The following is a 16,233-nucleotide window of genomic DNA, read 5'->3' on the forward strand; positions in this document are numbered from 1 at the left end:
GACTTGAAAAGAGTGATAGTATGACTTGGATTAAAAAAGTAATGAACCGTTTCTTTGATACAGAAAAAGATGAAGAAATTGAGAATGAAATCGAAATTGAAAATGGTATGGAAAATAGTAAACCTAAAAATGATATGGAAGAAGCACGGAGGGAAAAACCCGCTTTCCGATTTCCAATCATAACCGATGCTGAAATATATGGTTGGGAACCCGACGCTGACCGAGATCTGGAAAGTGACAGAAAGAAATTGGAACAACTCGTAACAGAGTTAGACGATGATGATTTTGAACCCATTCCGTTATACAAGAATGATAGATGGCCGAGCGACAATACAAAAGTGACTATTCACAAGTCCACATCCACACCCAAATACCGGACTGGGATAAATGATAATCCGCTCACTACGCCAATGCCGGAGAAAAGTGTTTCAAAAGAAGAGGACGATAAACGCTCGACCATTATCCAAAAACGGAGTAATCGGCCGTTTACGCCGACCAACGTTCCATCCCCTGTGTACGGATATCGAAAACCGAAGCCGAAAATGGAAGATTATCAATCTATCTATGATAATGAGATAGGCAAAGTAGAAGAATCTCAAACTGAAAATGCAACAGAATTTCAATATGAAAATGAAGAAACTGAAATAGCTGGTTCAATCATAAATAATGAAATATATCGCATTGAATCAGAGGATCCCGTACATACTTTGGATAAAGATGCTGAAATGATTGAACGTGAAAGTAATTTGACACCGCCACTAGAAAAAGAACAACCAGATGAACGGGAATCTGTAGAAGTTATGAAGCCACTGGATGATTTGCCAGAGATTGACGACCGTACTGAAGTTATAATCGAAGAAAGTGTTGATGCCTCTCCAGTTATAGAAACTGAAGAGCAAAAGGTTGAACAACCAGTTGAAATCATGGAAGAAGAGACAATAGAACATGAAGAGGCAGAGCCTCCAAAAAAGGAAAAAATTGTTCCCTTCAATGTTTTGATGCTGAAAAACGATAAACTGAAGTACGAAACTCATGACAAAAAAGAAATACGTACACAGGCAAGCATGATTGAAGAACGTGAAGAAACCGGGCGTGCCATAAGTCAGAATGAAGATACAGTGAAGAATGTTTCGGAACGCGAGGATGTTTTTGAGGAAATTGAAGAACCGCCACATTATGCTCTCCCGCCGAAAAACTTTCTAATTCATCCTGAAGAGCATATTGAGGATACGGAATGGCTTCAAAGTCAGTCTGTGAAATTGGAAGAAGCGCTGTCTTATTTTGCGGTTCAGGCAAATGTCATTGAAGCAGTGCAAGGTCCGACTGTCACAAGGTTCGAATTGACTGTGGGACACGGCACGAAGGTGAGCAAAGTGCGTAACTTGACCGACGATTTGAAGTTGGCCCTTGCCGCAGAAGATATACGTATTCAAGCCCCGATACCAGGGACCAGCTCGATCGGGATAGAAATTCCGAACCGTAAGGCTCGCCCTGTAAGGATTTCTGAAGTAATAGAAACAAAACGATTCCAAGAGTCGGAATCTCCATTGGAAGCCGTTCTCGGACTTAGCTTAACAGGAGAGCCGGTAACTTTGGATCTCCGAAAAATGCCGCATGGAATGATTGCAGGGGCGACAGGGTCCGGAAAATCGGTGTGCATCAACTCCATTTTAATTAGCTTGTTGTATAAGGCTGCACCAACCGATTTGAAAATGCTGCTCATTGACCCGAAGATGGTGGAACTTGCTCCTTTTAACGGCATTCCTCATTTACTAAGCCCTGTTATAACTGACGTAAAGGCTGCTACCGCGGCTTTAAAATGGGCGGTCGGTGAAATGGAGCGACGTTACGAATTATTTGCGCATGTCGGTGCTAGAAATATTGAACGATACAATGAAATGGCCGAGAAGGATCGTAAATTTTCTCTTAAATTGCCGTACTTACTCATTGTCATTGACGAGCTTGCAGATTTGATGATGATGGCTCCGGCGGATGTGGAAGTCTCAATAAGCCGGATCACCCAAAAAGCAAGAGCATGCGGGATCCATCTAATCATTGCAACGCAGCGCCCTTCCGTCGATGTCATTACAGGGACGATCAAAGCGAATGTACCGACCCGAATCGCATTTTCTGTATCATCTCAAATAGATTCCCGCACAATTATTGATACACCTGGAGCTGAAAGGCTTCTTGGTAAAGGGGATATGCTCTATCTGGGGAATGGTCAATCTTCAGCGGTACGTTTACAAGGTACATTTGTCACGGATGCGGAAATTGAACGTATAATAGAACACGTTCAGAACGAAGCCGATCCGGATTACCTGTTCGGTCAAGATGATTTATTGGCCAACTCAATTGAAGAAGAGGAATCCGACCCTCTATTTACAGATGCCTGCCTTTTCATAATAGATCAGGGAAGTGCTTCTACCTCATTATTACAACGAAACTTCAGCATTGGATACAACCGTGCTGCGAAATTGATGGATCGTATGGAAAAGCTCGGTTTCATATCTGAGCAAAAGGGAAGTAAGCCACGGGATGTCTTTTTGACAGAAAGTGAATTCAGTCAATTTCTAAACGGACCCGATAAGCCGGTGGAACGATAATTTGAATAAATGACAGATTTAACATGCCCGAATAGGGAATAGAGAAAAATAAAATGAATGAAGGATTGGTTTGAAATGCCAATCCTTCAGAATGTGGGAACAGAAATGATCCCGGGAGGTTGCATTATGACATTGTTCCATTTTACAGGAATCAAAGGATCGGGGATGAGTTCCCTTGCACAGATTCTTCATGATTCCTCTCATGCCGTGCAGGGATCAGATGTGGAGAAGTATTTCTTTACGGAAGATCCATTGCATGATCGAAAAATACCAGTATTTTCTTTTGATGAAAAAAATATAAAGCATGGGATGACGGTTATTGCAGGGAACGCTTTCCCGGATACCCATCCTGAAATTGTCAAAGCTCATGAACTCGGTATTGACGTTATAAGGTATCATGATTTCTTAGGCCAATATATGAAAAAATTTATATCTGTCGGTGTTACAGGGTCACATGGGAAGACTTCCACAACAGGATTGTTAGCCCACGTCCTATCCGGCAATTCCCCGACGTCCTATCTTATCGGGGATGGCACGGGCAGAGGGGTGGAAGAAAGTTCTTATTTTGTTTTCGAAGCTTGTGAATATAAACGCCATTTCCTTGCCTATGAGCCGGATTATGCAATCATGACAAATATCGATTTCGATCATCCGGATTATTTTAAGGATCTAGAGGATGTTATGGATGCATTCGGGCAAATGGCTCTGCGAGTAAAGAAGGCGATCATTGCCTGCGGTGATGATATTCATTTACAACAAATACAAGCGAATGTTCCGGTCGTCTATTATGGCTTTGACGAGGCAAATGACTTCTCCGCCAAAAATATCACGAAGTCGGAAAAGGGTTCCACTTTTGACGTGTATGTGAGAAATGAATTCTTCCATACCTTTACAATCGCTTTACCGGGAGATCATGCCATCCTGAATTCATTAGGCGTCATTGCCCTTTGCCATTACGAAGGGATTCCGGTAGACGGTGTTGAGGAAAGACTGGCTACATTTAACGGTGTAAAGAGACGCTTTACAGTAACGGAATCGTATGGAAGGGTCATTGTCGATGACTATGCCCATCACCCAACAGAAATTAAGGCGACATTGCAATCTGCTCGTCAAAAATATCCGGGCAAGGAAATCGTTGCGATCTTCCAACCGCATACATTTACAAGGACAGCGGCATTGTTGGAACCTTTTGCCGAAAGTTTATCGGCAGCGGATCATGTGTACTTATGTGACATTTTCGGTTCAGCTCGTGAACAATGCGGCAATTTGACGATAGAAGACTTGGTTAAGAAGATTCCTGGCTCCAAGCACTTGGAACTTGAAGGTATTGATGTGCTTGACGCACATGGAAATGCCGTTTACTTATTTATGGGTGCTGGCGATATACAGAAATATATGAATGTCTTTGCCGAACATACAAAAAAAGAGGAAACAGCCTGATCCATTAGGGTCGGCTGTTTTTTTAATGTCCAAAAGCTGTCTTTTTAGGAAATAAAATATTTTATTTCGGGAAAAATGAAGGGAATTTGAAAAAGATGTCGAAAAAGGATAGAGAGGGCAGCGTTTATTTACTTAGTTTAAAGGGTACAAATTATTTATGGATGCTTATCGGAAGGAGGAAATGCCATGGTGGTTTTATTGTATATCGCAGCGATCGTCGCTGCTATTGCATTCTTGATTTTATGTATTAGTCTTGCAATGACATTAGGTTCATTAAAAACGACTTTACGAAGCGTTTCTGAAACAATGGATGGGTTGTCAAAACAGATGGAAGGTATTACTTCCGAGACAACGGAACTTTTGCATAAGACGAACGCCCTTGCAGAGGATATTCAACAGAAATCCGAAAAGTTAAACACTGTCGTCGATGCGGTGAAAGGGGTAGGAGATTCTGTCGGTAACCTGAATAGCTCAGTTCGCAGAGTCACTAATTCAATCACGGTTGAAGCTGAAAAGAACAGTGATAAAATAGCCCAAGCTGTACAATGGAGCAATGTCGCCTTTGGAATCATTGGCAAAGTGAAGGAAATGAAAGCAGAAAGATCATCCGGTTGGACGGTCTATAAAGCAGATCCAACTCAAAAAAGGCTACCTAGCCCTAACAGCCGCTAATGAACGATAAAAAACATTAGGAGGAATGGACATGACTGAAAAACAAAAACCGAACTATAATGACACAACTTATGACCATCAATATTATGGGGGCCAAGATTATAAAAACACATTTGGCGAACCCTCTCATTTACCTGTGAATTATCCATATCGTTCCAATACGGATGATTTCTATGATAACGACAGCTCCGGGGCGGGCAGCTTTCTTCTTGGTGCACTTGTAGGAGGTGTGGTCGGTGCTGCAGCAGCGTTATTCTTAGCGCCAAAAACAGGGAAAGAGATGCGTGGCGATCTTTCCGAACAGGCCATCCAAATCAAAAATAAAAGTATCGAACTGAGCGCTGTCGCTAAAGACAAGGCGACTGAACTATCTTCTGTCGCTAAGGAAAAAACAGACGGCTTGACGAAAACAATCCAAGAGCAATCGGAACAAATCGTGGACAAAGTGAAGTCGATGGCAAACAAAACATCCATTCCAATGGATGATGGAACTGTTTCTTCCGAAGGTGAAGAAGCGATCGATTTTGTAGAGAGCAAAACCGAGGAGAATAAAGAAGCGGCAGAAAGTCAATCTACAAAAAACAGCAATGTTTCCTACGACAATAGCGAGAATATCGGAGAAGAAAAGAATGTAAATCAAAATCATATCTCGGTCGAAAAAGAGAAATGATATAAAGCCGGACAACCATTAAAAGGTTGTCCGGCTTTTGCGTTCATTGGCATTAACCTAACTTTGAAGTACTAAATTTAATTTCCAATTCGTCGCCATTGTATATCGGATCATTGAAGCCGATCGGCTCTCCATTTCTTAGTAATTTGTATGAGGAAGCTGTTGTTGGCAGTGTATAGTCGGTAAAAAGGAAAACATCACTGAAAACAAATGGTTTTTGCACAGTCTCAGTTATCGTCAAGCGATCACCTTTATTTACAATCGTGGCATTGTCGGCAGGGTTTCCATTTAAGAGTGCTTGAGCACTGTTCCGAGTAATGGTGACAGCCGTCCCATTAAAAGTCACTTGTGCAGAAGCCTGATGTCCAATTTTTAAAGAAGAAACTATTTCGCCAACCGTTGGAAGGGTTTGAGCGATATAGCTGATTTCATCCCCGTCCTTCAAATCATAATCGGCAAAGATCTGTACATCGTCGATTAGGAACTTCGCAGCATGCTCCTCAATTACAGTCCTTTTATTATTGACAAACACTTCAAAGGGAATAGACACTTTTGCATCTAATTCTTCAACCACATCTCCTAATTTTGACGGATAGGAATATCGAATACTATCACGATCTTTAATAAGTGTGTCTGGCTGGACAGGCATATTATTTATTTCGATTTGTGGGGCTATCGTTAGTTGTTTTCCATTTATCGATACATGGATTGTTGTAAAATCTCCAATAAGATCGCGAACTGTTAGTTTAGCATCTTTTCCATCAACCCCAGGTACGAGTGTAATCTGATCGCCATTAGTTATTTGGTGTTTGGTGCTTGCGGGATTGCCGTTGAGCAGGATGATTGCAGGGTTTCCATGCTCCCCGGGTATCGTTGTCATTTTCTCGTTTAAAGTTATCGACATGCCAAGCCCTGGCTTCCCATAAAGCTGTCTAGCTTTAATATTTGCAGCAAGCAATGCATCGCCAACCGTCATTTCTTTCAGTTCAAACAAACGGATCGTTTTGTCGTTGACGGTAACCGACATGTAATGGATGGGTGATCGTCTAGCGGCGATTGCAATCCCGATTGGCGTTACAAGGGCGGGGGTAGAAACGATGCCTTCCGATAACGTCACATCTTTCAAAGCGTCAAGACCCCGTATTCCGACACGATTCTCCGGTAAATCAAGCTGGCGGCTTAATTCCTTTGTTATCTCAGGTGTTAAACTGCCCCCACCAACTACCATGACAGCTTGTGGAGATTTAGTGTTGTTCAGTCTTTTGATTTCTTCGGCGATATGCGATGCCAATTTATCAATGGACGGTTTGATAATTGAAATGACTTCCGAAGAAGGCACTTGTTGATCAAATCCTAATATATCTGTGACCGCAATGGATTCTTCAGTTGCTAAGGAACGTTTAGCAAGCTCTGCAACTGGAAAGTCTAGTAAATAGTGATTACTAAGCGCTTCGGTGATTTCATCTCCCGCAACAGGCACCATTCCATACGCCACGACTGTATTATTATCCGTTATCGCAATATCGGATGTACCGGCCCCAATATCGACGAGGGCGACATTCAGTCTCCGCATGGAAGGCGGGATGAGAACGTTGATGGCGGCAATCGGCTCAAGTGTTAACGCCTCCATCTCCAAGTCTGCCCGTTTTAAGGCGGACAATAGCGACTCGACGACTACACGCGGAAGGAAAGTGGCAATGACCTCAGCAGAAGCTGTACGTCCCGTCTGGTCAATGAGACTGCCAATTTCATCTCCATCTAGTTTGTAATGAAGAACCGAATATCCTACACAATAATAATAATCATCAGAAGTAGGATTGGCCGTTAATAATAGTTGCTGCGCTTGTTGGACAGCAGCCAATTCTAGCCGATTAATATCTTCGGAAGTGAAAAGCGGGTTTTCCGAAATATCAATTGTCATTGAACCTTCGGATGTTTTCAATGCGCGTCCGGCTGCTGCTACACTTACATGTCTCAATGTGCCGTGGCGGTCTTCTAAATTTGATTTTATTTCCGATATGACATTCGCGACACTTAAAATATTATGTATTTGTCCATCAATCATCGAACGGTCTTTATGTTCGATTGTGACGAGGTCGGCGACGTGATAGATACCATCGTTTTCAGTTAAGATAATACCGACAACTGAACGCGTACCAATATCGAGAGCAAAAAGTTTTTTTGACAGAGTAATACACCCTTTCATCGTCAAATACTGAGTTTTTTAGACAATTTGTAGAAATGACGTGACTTTTCAAAAACATTTCATTATACTAGGACTATTATATAAAAATGTAACATAGAATTCCTACTTCGAAAAGGAATGATATGTGCGGGGAGGAGACATTAAGATGAGACAAAACGATTTAGACGAGTTGCGTGGTCAAGTAGATGAGTTAAATACTAAAATTTTGGATTTAATTAACGAACGTACATCAGTTGTCCAAGAAATTGGTAAAGTGAAGGAAAAGCAAGGTGTGAACAGATATGATCCAATCCGCGAGAGGGAAATGCTGAACGCACTAGTGCAATCGAATGAAGGTCCAATACCTAATGGGATTGTGGAACAGATTTTTAAAGGTATTTTCATGTCCGCTTTGGAAATTCAGGAGGATGAGCAACGAAATGCTTTGCTCGTTTCACGTAAACGAAAACCTGAAGATACAATTGTTGATGTGAATGGTGAAAAGATTGGGAATGGTACACCGTCATTCGTCTTCGGTCCTTGTGCGGTTGAATCTTATGAACAAGTATTGGCGGTTGCTGAATCCATTAAATCTAAAGGCTTGACGATGCTGCGAGGCGGAGCTTATAAACCACGTACATCCCCTTATGACTTCCAAGGTCTCGGGCTTGAAGGTTTGAAGATTTTGAAGCGTGTTTCCAATGAAACTGGATTGTCGATTGTTACTGAAATCATCACTCCAGCCCATTTGGAAGAGGCGCTTGAATATATCGATGTCATCCAGATCGGCGCGCGAAATATGCAGAACTTTGAATTGTTGAAGGAAGCTGGGATGGCGAATAAGCCAGTTCTCTTGAAACGGGGATTAGCTGCTACGATTGATGAATTCATCAATGCAGCCGAGTACATCATATCAAAAGGAAATAGCCAAATCATGCTTTGCGAACGTGGAATCCGTACGTATGAGCGGGCGACACGCAATACATTGGACATTTCGGCTGTTCCAATTTTAAAACAAGAGACGCATTTACCGGTATTCGTAGACGTCACTCACTCAACAGGCAGGAAGGATTTATTGCTTCCAACTGCAAAAGCGGCAATTGCTGTTGGTGCTGATGGCGTAATGGCTGAAGTGCATCCTGATCCAGCTGTCGCTCTATCCGACGCTGCACAGCAAATGGATATTAAACAGTTTGACGAGTTCTACGAAGAGTTGCAAAGGTTTATGAATACGCACCAGATCGTCTAAAGAAAATATAAAACGCCGGACCTTTAAAGGTTCCGGTGTTTTGATTATAATGAAGTAAGTATGCGAGTACATAATGATAAGAAGGAGATTCGACAATGTCAGTGACAATTTATGACGTGGCAAGAGAAGCGAACGTCTCCATGGCCACAGTTTCACGTGTTGTAAACGGCAATCAAAATGTAAAGCCCGCTACGCGTAAAAAGGTGCTTGAATGTATTGAGCGTCTTGGGTACAGACCGAATGCAGTGGCAAGGGGTCTTGCGAGTAAAAAAACAACAACAATCGGTGTAATCGTTCCTGATATTTCGAAAAGTTATTATGCCGAACTTTCCCGCGGCATTGCGGATGTTGCGACGATGTATGAATACAATATTATCCTTTCCAATTCCGATAAGCGTCCTACAAGGGAAGTCGAACTATTTGAAGATCATCTTGGCAAACAAGTGGACGGACTGATTTTCATGAGTGACTCACTTTCTGAAGAGATTAAGTCAGGAATGGCGACGGCAAATGTTCCGATTGTGCTTGCTGGTACGTTGGATTCGGATACAAACTTACCGACAGTCAATATCGATCATGAAGAGGCGGCATATGAGGCTGTCAAGAAATTGATTGACAACGGGCATAAGCGAATTGCACATGTGTCCGGTCCGATGTCGAGGGACATCAATCGTCTATGCAAGAAAGTAGGCTATGAGCGGGCATTGCGGGAAGCGGGCTTGCCACTGATAGAGGAGTATTTTGTTGAAACGGATAATACGTACGATGATGCATATGAGAAGTGGAAATTGCTTCGCGATTTAGATGAGAAACCGACTGGTATTTTCGCGGGCAATGATGAAATTGGTGTTGGGATCTTGAACGGTATTAGGGATGATGGATTTGCGGTGCCGGGTGATTTTGAAATGATCTGTTTCCAGCATTCTTTGCTTTCACGTGCAGTTAGACCGCAATTGACAGCGATTGTTGTTCCGTTATATGATTTGGGCGCGGTTTCGATGCGATTGTTGACGAAGCTGATGAATGGGGAAGAGGTCGAGGAGACAAATGTTGCTTTGCCGTACCGTATGGAGGAACGTCAATCGACTAAATGAAAAAAGCTGTTCCGGATGAATGAACCGGGACAGCTTTTTATCATTGAGATAAGGAACGTCAATCGGATTTCCGTTCCAGGCGGACGCTTTTCGCGGGCACGGCTTCAGCCTCCTCACTACGCTGCGCTTCGTTGCGGGGTCTTCAGCTCGCGCTGTTCCCGCTGGAAAAGCCGTAACGAAGAACGGCTTTTGCGAACAAAAGCGAAGCGTTGAGAGCACATCTTTGCATTTCGCCGCCTTCCACTCCAATCAACTAGAGTGTGCTATCAAACAATCGCGCCCGATTCTTGAACAGTGTCAAACCGTTGATTTCCGTTCCAGACGGACGCGTTCCGGAGGGCGTGCGGTGAACCAACCCGTTCGCTTCGCTTCCGTTGGTTGTTTCACCTGTCAAAGCAAAGATGTGCTCCTTTCGCTACGCTTCACTCGCAAAAGCCGTTCTTCGTTACGGCTCTCGCTGATCCTCCCGGAGTCGCCGTCTTCCACTCCAATCAACTAAGAGTGTGCTATCAAACAATCGCGCCCATTTGCTTTATAATGGCCTGTATTTTAATTGTTAGCGTGCTCGGCTGTTATACGGAGAAACCCCTTATTTTACACCGTGAAAAATAAATGATTTTGTTTCCTCTGTTGCCTGTTCAAATTCCCAATCTCCATAGGTTTGAATTTGTGAAAAACCTACTTGGTGTAATGATTCATAAATCTCTTCTTGGGTTCGGAATCTTAATTGCATTTTTTCATGAATAACTACTTCATCCGTACGTGCATTTTTCACAGTTTCATAAAACGTAAATACATCTTCTACGAACCCCTCGTATTCCGTCCAAATTTCAAGCTGCTCACCGCTCAGCTGATCCGTTGCAACATCAGGAGTTTCATCTTTTGCCCACTGTTCCCATACTTTCGCTAATGGATTACGTGTATCAAAAATAAAGTGCCCTCCAGATTTTAATGCTCGATATGCATCTGAAATGACGTTCTTCCAACTATCCTCTGTAAGAAATACTTGTGCAACATTTGCCGTCATAATTACAGCGTCGAACGCATTTGTTTGTAAATTTGTGCTATCACCAACAATCCAAGTTACTACGTCTGGATATTCCTTACTTTTCGCATATTCAATCGCTTCTTCATTCGGGTCAATAGCTGTAATATGATATCCTGCCTTCGCAAAATGAGTTGTCAGTCTTCCTGTTCCACATCCCAAATCAGCTATTTTTTTAGCATTTATCTTATTCAGGAGCCCTAAAAAGAATTCATCGTCTTTGCCCCAGCCATTAATTTGGTCATATACTAATGGAATCATTTATTTACCTACTTTCTAAATCATACTATTGTCTCTTATTTCTTCCATAAAATGGCCCGTTTGCGATATTGGTGATATTGCTTGTTCAGCATAATCTCCACCATCAAACAAATTACCAAATACAAAATATAAAACCACACTAGCAATTAACGTTAAGAAAAAAACACTAATATATTTGGACATATCATCCCTCCTACGAGTCGATACAATGGCCCGTTTGATGAATGTAACTTTATGAAATATACGCTCCGTTGCTTGGAGTGCAGGCTCCGACTCCGGGAGGATTAGCGTGAGCCTTGAGACCCCTCAAAAAGAAGGATGCCTTAATTTCTGCAAAGGTCGCAGAAATACGGCAAATCGAACCCTTCGCTGTTCAATTGGCTCAAGCCACGCCCTCCGGAAAGCGTGCGCCGGAACGTAAAGCAACAGTTTATACGCAACATCTCGGCCCATTTGCTGAAATCTATTGTATCTTAATCTACTTCATCAATTAATTTCCCATTGATTTCTTCCAGTTCTGCATCGGTCAAATTCGATGTACTCTTTACCACCCCAATTATAGATGATGGCATAGACAGATTTTGAAACATCTTTTTTAAAATAGCCCAGAAAAAACAATTAATTTCTTCACTTTTTACATTCATTTACACAACTATTTCTGATCACGAATGATATGTAGGGCTCTCTTGAGCATTTGGGCGTTTTTTTCTGTGATTTCATCCTTTCGTGGAATTGGTTCGTATAATGGTTTTGGGTCTTGCCATGTTTGGATGAACGGGACTGGTGATTCATCTTGCCAAGCATTCAACCAATCTTCGGGAAGGTGGCCAGTGGGGATCGGGATTTGCTTCATCGCAAGCCAAATGTGAGACCATGCTCTTGGAACGACTCGCCATATATCATATCCGCCTCCGCCTACTGCAATCCATCGCCCCTCACAATACCGCTCAGCAATTTCCCGAGCAATTCTAGGAATTTCTTCAAAGATTCTCATCGATCCATATAAATGGGTTAATGGATCGAAGTAGTGAGCGTCTGCGCCGTTTTGTGTCAAAATGACATCGGGTTTGAAAAAAGCTGCAACTTCTTCAATTGCAGACTTATAGATTTCGAGAAATGAATCGTCCTCTGTAAATGCATCGATCGGGAAGTTGAAGGAAGTTCCATAGCCTTCACCATTCCCACGCTCCGTAATATTGCCTGTCCCCGGGAACAAATACCGACCGGTTTCATGGATGGAAAGTGTGCAAACGTCCGGATCGTCATAAAAGGTCCATTGCACGCCATCCCCATGATGTGCGTCTGTGTCAATGTAAAGTACGCGGGCTCCGTATTTCTTTTGCATATATTTGATGGCGACTGAGCTGTCATTATAGACGCAAAAGCCGGAAGCCTTCCCTTGAAAGCCATGGTGTAGACCGCCGCCCAAGTTCACCGCATATTTTGTGCGTCCTTCCATCACTTCATCGACAGCTGTCAATGTTCCGCCTACAAGCATTGCACTCGCTTCGTGCATATTTGGAAAGATGGGCGTGTCTTCAGTGCCAATCCCGTAGACAGACCCGACATCTTCGCTGATTTGCCCTATTCCAGCTTTTTTTACAATATTAATGAACTTTGGATCGTGTACTAATAATAGTTCATCGTCAGTCGCCATTCTTGGCGCAATGATATCTTCTTCTGAAATTGCATTAATTTTCTTCAATAGATCAAGCGTCAGGACAATCCGTTTTTGATTGAAAGGGTGTGTATCTGAAAATGAGTATCCAAGTTGTTTGTCGGAAAAAATGAACACAGCATCTTTTTTCATAGACTTATGCCGGGAACATTCGGCCATAAGACTTCAAATCCGCTATCACGTAAGCCTTGAATGACTTTCAGCGGATTCATCGTCTTAATACGAATGACAAGTATTTTATTATCCTCATTTTCTTTGTCAGGATAAACGAGGACGCTAAGGACATTCATCTTATGTTCATGAAACACTTTGGATACTTCAAATAGGATTCCTGGAATGTTTGGAACTCGAACTTCTATTTGTGAGCCCGGTTGGTGAGCGCCGGTCAATTCAATATATTTATACAAAAGATCCGTTTCTGTAATGATACCGACTAATTTGCTATTCGAAACGATGGGCAGACAACCGATCTGGTTGTCATAGAAGACGACCGCGGTCTCTTCTACAAAATCCATTGGATGACCTAAAATTACATTGCGTTTCATAATTTCAGCTAATGTTTTTTTGTAAACGTTTTCATTTTTTGTGTCGGAATATAGTGAAGGCACTGCATCTTTCAAATCCCGGTCTGTAATTAGTCCGAGCACTTCACCCTTTTCTGAAACGATGGGAAGATGCCGGATTTTATGTTCCTTCATGATGGCTAACGCGTCGTTGATTGTGTGATCCGGAGAGAGGGTTATAACCTCTCTCTTCATAATTTCCTCGATAAGCATCTATGAATTACCTCCTATCAATACATGAAACGATTCATGAAACGAAGACTGTCGAATTGTTGAATAGACTCTTGATCCACTCGTTTTCCGATTCTGGCCATTAGACAATTCGCTGGATGCGAACTGATTTCGGGGTCATCGGTTGCATAATATTCTAACCCGCCGGCGTTCATCATCTTCTCCATCACTTTCCGATACTCCCACACATTTAACTTAGTCCCTTTCAAGTCCCAATGCCAATAGTATTCGGTTGTCAGTATAATATAATCTTCCATAGCGTCATCCATCATGGATACTTCAAGCAGCGCTTTTCCAACACCGCCACTTCGATACTTAGGAATTACTTCGATTGCGCCCAATTCGATTAGGTTTTCCATCTTTCCTTGTGACCATCTTTCCAAGGGATCCGGATACAAATAAGTGACATAACCGACAATTACATTCATGTCACGGACGATTAAAATTCTGCCTTCCGGAAGATCCGCTATTTCAATTAGCGCCTTATGTTGTTGTGCCGGGGGCCTGAACGCTACAAGGTGTTCATGGAAATCGAGGCTGGCAAGTTCTTTGCCGGGAATCGGTCCTTCTATTATAAGATTGCCGTTCCGATGCTTTACTTCCTTTGCATTATACGTTTTCACATGCTCCAACTTTTTCACCGCCCTATAAATAGACCTGCTTTAAGTATACAACAAATCATTGACGAGGCATTAGAAATTTATTACTACTAATCAAACAATCCAAATAAGGAAAAATGTTAGCGAATATATAGAAAATACTGTAGAATAGTAGGGGTTAAATGTCTTTTGAAAGGGTGATAGGAATGGAGAGTAAAACTTTACCTGTAATGCAAGGGGATTATCAGTTACGGGATTACGAGCAAACAGCAAAAGACTTCAAGTGGTCAGAAGCAGAGAAGGAATTTAGCTGGCATGAGACCGGGTTGATCAACATCGCACACGAAGCTGTAGATCGACATGCGAATTCCTATCGGAAGAACAAAGTGGCGTTATTTTATAAAGATGCAAACCGAAAAGAAACGTACACTTTCCATGAAATGAAAAGAATGTCAAATAAAGCGGCAAATGTTTTAAGGAATCATTCATCATTGGACAAAGGGGACCGTCTCTTCGTATTCATGCCTCGATCTCCGGAATTGTATTTTGCGATACTCGGTGCATTAAAAATGGGGACGATTGTAGGGCCGTTATTCGAAGCTTTCATGGAAGGGGCGGTATTCGATCGTCTTTCCGATAGTGAGGCGAAAGCGGTTGTGACAACGCCGGAATTGGTCAGCAGGATACCGATTGATAAGTTGCCGCATTTAAAAACAATCTTTCTAGTAGGAGATAACATTGAAGAGGATTCGAAGTTCATTGATTTCAATAAACATTTGAAGGAAGCATCGCCATATTTCCAAGTTGAATGGCTTGAACGGGAATCGCCGACATTACTTCACTATACATCGGGGTCAACGGGGAAGCCGAAGGGTGTGCTCCATGTACAAGAGGCAATGGTGCAGCAATTGCAGACAGCAAAATGGGTAATGGATTTAAAGGATGAAGATGTTTTCTGGTGTACTGCAGATCCGGGTTGGGTGACAGGCACCGCCTACGGGATTTTTGGTCCTATGCTTGCGGGCGCAACATCGCTTATTCTTGGTGGAAGATTTTCCACGGATAGTTGGTATGAATCTATTCAGGAATACGGCGTAACAGTTTGGTACAGTGCACCGACAGCATTCCGAATGCTCATGGGGGCCGGAGCTGGCCCATTGGAAAAATACGATTTGTCTTCATTACGCCATATTCTATCTGTCGGGGAGCCTTTGAATCCTGAAGTAATCCGTTGGGGGATGGAAGTGTTCAATCTTCGCATCCATGACACTTGGTGGATGACTGAAACTGGCGCGCAAACAATCTGTAATTTTGGCTCGTTGCCGATAAAACCGGGTTCGATGGGTAAACCGGTCCCTGGCATTGAAGCGGCAATTGTCGATGATCGCGGACAAATTCTACGGCCTAATCAGATGGGCAATTTAGCGATTAAAAAAGGTTGGCCTGCAATGATGAGGCAAATCTGGAACAATCCCGAGAAGTACGACTCTTATTTCTTGAATAATGAATGGTATGTTTCCGGGGACTCGGCTTATATGGATGAAGACGGCTATTTCTTTTTCCAAGGACGTGTTGATGATGTCATCATGACAAGCGGGGAGCGGGTCGGTCCATTCGAGGTGGAAAGTAAGTTGCTCGAGCATCCAGCCATTGTAGAAGCCGGAGTGATTGGGAAGCCTGATCCGGTTCGCGGTGAAATCATTAAAGCTTTTATCGCGCTTCATGAAGGCTATGAACCGTCAGAAGAACTTGCGGATGCTATTAAGCAGTTCGTCAAGAAAGAGCTTGCAGCACATGCGGCTCCCAGGGAAATCGAGTTTAAGGACAAGCTCCCTAAAACAAGAAGTGGAAAAATCATGCGCCGTGTTTTGAAAGCGTGGGAATTGAATTTGCCCGTTGGCGACTTATCGACGATGGAAGATTGATTCATTGAAAAGAGA

13 protein-coding genes are annotated in these 16,233 nt (G+C 42.7%); 7 read left to right on the forward strand and 6 right to left on the reverse strand.

All coding sequences use genetic code 11. The features are described from left to right. Nucleotides 1–20 precede the first annotated feature (20 nt). The 4 genes from SLU01_RS02435 (at nt 21) to SLU01_RS02450 (ending at nt 5,388) form a co-directional block, all read left to right on the forward strand. Complete coding sequence (locus SLU01_RS02435) at nt 21–2,606, forward strand: DNA translocase FtsK (protein WP_147054989.1); 2,586 nt, start codon at nt 21–23, stop codon at nt 2,604–2,606. 126 nt (nt 2,607–2,732) lie between these two features. Then, the gene (murC, locus tag SLU01_RS02440; RefSeq protein ID WP_147054991.1) at nt 2,733–4,046 is read left to right on the forward strand and encodes a UDP-N-acetylmuramate--L-alanine ligase; all 1,314 of its coding nucleotides are present in this window, start codon (nt 2,733–2,735) and stop codon (nt 4,044–4,046) included. A gap of 186 nt (nt 4,047–4,232) precedes the next feature. Further along, nucleotides 4,233–4,718: a DUF948 domain-containing protein gene (locus tag SLU01_RS02445; RefSeq protein WP_147054992.1), complete on the forward strand. Its 486-nt coding sequence runs from the start codon at nt 4,233–4,235 to the stop codon at nt 4,716–4,718. 31 nt (nt 4,719–4,749) lie between these two features. Beyond that, nucleotides 4,750–5,388: a YtxH domain-containing protein gene (locus tag SLU01_RS02450; protein WP_170232553.1), complete on the forward strand. Its 639-nt coding sequence runs from the start codon at nt 4,750–4,752 to the stop codon at nt 5,386–5,388. Between the two features lie 52 nt (nt 5,389–5,440). On the opposite strand, the gene pilM is transcribed toward SLU01_RS02450, so the two are convergent. Continuing rightward, the gene (gene pilM / locus SLU01_RS02455) at nt 5,441–7,594 is read right to left on the reverse strand and encodes a pilus assembly protein PilM (protein ID WP_246110845.1); all 2,154 of its coding nucleotides are present in this window, start codon (nt 7,592–7,594) and stop codon (nt 5,441–5,443) included. 145 nt (nt 7,595–7,739) lie between these two features. On the opposite strand from pilM, the gene SLU01_RS02460 reads away from it, so the two are divergent. After that, the gene (locus tag SLU01_RS02460; protein ID WP_147054996.1) at nt 7,740–8,822 is read left to right on the forward strand and encodes a bifunctional 3-deoxy-7-phosphoheptulonate synthase/chorismate mutase; all 1,083 of its coding nucleotides are present in this window, start codon (nt 7,740–7,742) and stop codon (nt 8,820–8,822) included. A 95-nt stretch (nt 8,823–8,917) separates the two neighbouring features. Beyond that, nucleotides 8,918–9,916 carry a catabolite control protein A gene (ccpA, locus tag SLU01_RS02465; protein WP_147054998.1) on the forward strand — a complete coding sequence of 333 codons (999 nt, stop codon included), beginning with the start codon at nt 8,918–8,920 and terminating at the stop codon, nt 9,914–9,916. Between the two features lie 589 nt (nt 9,917–10,505). On the opposite strand, the gene SLU01_RS02470 is transcribed toward ccpA, so the two are convergent. From SLU01_RS02470 to SLU01_RS02485, 5 genes are all read right to left on the reverse strand, one after another. Beyond that, nucleotides 10,506–11,222, reverse strand: a complete 717-nt coding sequence (locus tag SLU01_RS02470) for a class I SAM-dependent methyltransferase (protein WP_147055000.1) — start codon at nt 11,220–11,222, stop codon at nt 10,506–10,508. A 15-nt stretch (nt 11,223–11,237) separates the two neighbouring features. Further along, on the reverse strand, nt 11,238–11,405 hold the full coding sequence (locus SLU01_RS17870) for a hypothetical protein (protein WP_170232554.1): 168 nt from the start codon (nt 11,403–11,405) through the stop codon (nt 11,238–11,240). Between the two features lie 469 nt (nt 11,406–11,874). Beyond that, nucleotides 11,875–13,032: an acetoin utilization protein AcuC gene (locus tag SLU01_RS02475; protein WP_147055002.1), complete on the reverse strand. Its 1,158-nt coding sequence runs from the start codon at nt 13,030–13,032 to the stop codon at nt 11,875–11,877. Next, nucleotides 13,029–13,676 (reverse strand): acetoin utilization AcuB family protein, encoded by a 648-nt coding sequence (locus tag SLU01_RS02480; RefSeq protein ID WP_147055004.1) that lies wholly within the window; start codon nt 13,674–13,676, stop codon nt 13,029–13,031. The genes SLU01_RS02475 and SLU01_RS02480 overlap by 4 nt, the downstream gene beginning before the upstream one ends. 17 nt (nt 13,677–13,693) lie before the next feature. Beyond that, a complete protein-coding gene (locus SLU01_RS02485) occupies nt 13,694–14,326 on the reverse strand; it encodes a GNAT family N-acetyltransferase (RefSeq protein ID WP_147055006.1) in 633 nt (210 codons plus the stop codon). 173 nt (nt 14,327–14,499) lie between these two features. On the opposite strand from SLU01_RS02485, the gene acsA reads away from it, so the two are divergent. Then, a complete protein-coding gene (acsA, locus tag SLU01_RS02490) occupies nt 14,500–16,218 on the forward strand; it encodes an acetate--CoA ligase (RefSeq protein ID WP_147055008.1) in 1,719 nt (572 codons plus the stop codon). The last annotated feature ends 15 nt before the right edge of the window (nt 16,219–16,233 follow it).

The sequence above is a fragment of the Sporosarcina luteola genome, assembly GCF_007991495.1.
GTDB lineage: Bacteria > Bacillota > Bacilli > Bacillales_A > Planococcaceae > Sporosarcina > Sporosarcina luteola.